1 protein-coding gene and 1 CRISPR repeat array are annotated in these 1,351 nt (G+C 54.8%); the gene reads right to left on the bottom strand.

The window, feature by feature from the left end; genetic code table 11:
- Positions 1–249: hypothetical protein (locus ACFSSA_RS15790; RefSeq protein WP_417498564.1), on the bottom strand; the 249-nt coding region annotated here is incomplete at its 3' end.
- A 136-nt stretch (positions 250–385) separates the two neighbouring features.
- Positions 386–1,315: direct repeats of the CRISPR family, unit length 28 nt; unit sequence TTTCTAAGCTGCCTGTGCGGCAGTGAAC.
- Positions 1,316–1,351: the final 36 nt, after the last annotated feature.

Raw genomic sequence — 1,351 nt, 5'->3', positions numbered from 1 at the left:
GGATAATCGTGATTTTTTCGCCGGTCTACTAGGTATGTCCCCCACTTCTGCGGAGATATACCCCAGAGATTCTGGTAATCGAGCAACAAGTTTGAACTGTGCTTCATCTTCGATTCTGGTGAAATCGCCGCTGCCCAGAATCCGCCCGTCATTGAGTTCGTGAAAGAATTGCACCCCTGCGGAAGTATCCAGCTTCGGGGTTGGGTCAATGTGTTTTCTAAGCTGCCTGCGCGGCAGTGAACCGGACACCGCTGACAAGTGCCGTGGCCTCCCATTTCTAAGCTGCCTGTGCGACAGTGAACACCATGGACGAAGAGGAGCTAACACCCATTGATTGCCTGTGCGGCAGTGAACATACCGGATGAGGGGAAGGTGATCCTGTCTCTTTTCTAAGCTGCCTGTGCGGCAGTGAACGTGCGGAGGTGATCATGGACGCGGCGGATGAATTTCTAAGCTGCCTGTGCGGCAGTGAACCCAGAGCCCGGATGCCAGTGCCGTCTCCCAGCTTTCTAAGCTGCCTGTGCGGCAGTGAACGGGATCAAGAAAATGCAAGATGCCTGCGAAGTTTTCTAAGCTGCCTGTGCGGCAGTGAACCTCGTTACACTTGTTCCGGATCCACTCGCTGATTTCTAAGCTGCCTGTGCGGCAGTGAACTACTGCCCGTCCCCATCCGGCGGCTATGACAATTTCTAAGCTGCCTGTGCGGCAGTGAACGGGAAGGCCGCGTATGGTGCAACCCGCCCTATTTTCTAAGCTGCCTGTGCGGCAGTGAACTCGGGGCTGCGGCTCCCCAGATGAGGCGGTGTATTTCTAAGCTGCCTGTGCGGCAGTGAACATTCCCCAGTGCGGACACCTATCCGGAGGCCTTTTCTAAGCTGCCTGTGCGGCAGTGAACGCACCGCAGAATGTGCGGCCCGCGTATGCGTATTTCTAAGCTGCCTGTGCGGCAGTGAACGCAGCATGTTGCGCATCCACACGCTCCAGATATTTCTAAGCTGCCTGTGCGGCAGTGAACGTCGGGAGGACGGACATACAGTCGCACACTGATTTCTAAGCTGCCTGTGCGGCAGTGAACATCATCGAGTCTTTTGGAACCTCCGAAGAAGATTTCTAAGCTGCCTGTGCGGCAGTGAACTTTTGGAACCTCCAAAGAAGAGGGGATCACATTTTCTAAGCTGCCTGTGCGGCAGTGAACGAGGCGGTGTATCGGCTCCGAGTGGCTTTTGATTTCTAAGCTGCCTGTGCGGCAGTGAACTCCGCGAGGGCTGATATTGGCCTATCCGCATCTTTCTAAGCTGCCTGTGCGGCAGTGAACAGTTCTATAGCTTTGAAAACTCGTTGACTAATAGCG

The organism is Luteolibacter algae (genome assembly GCF_042683045.1).
Lineage (GTDB): Bacteria > Verrucomicrobiota > Verrucomicrobiia > Verrucomicrobiales > Akkermansiaceae > Luteolibacter > Luteolibacter algae.
The sequence above is the reverse complement of the archived record's forward strand: the minus strand, read 5'-3'. Positions and strand labels throughout refer to the sequence as shown.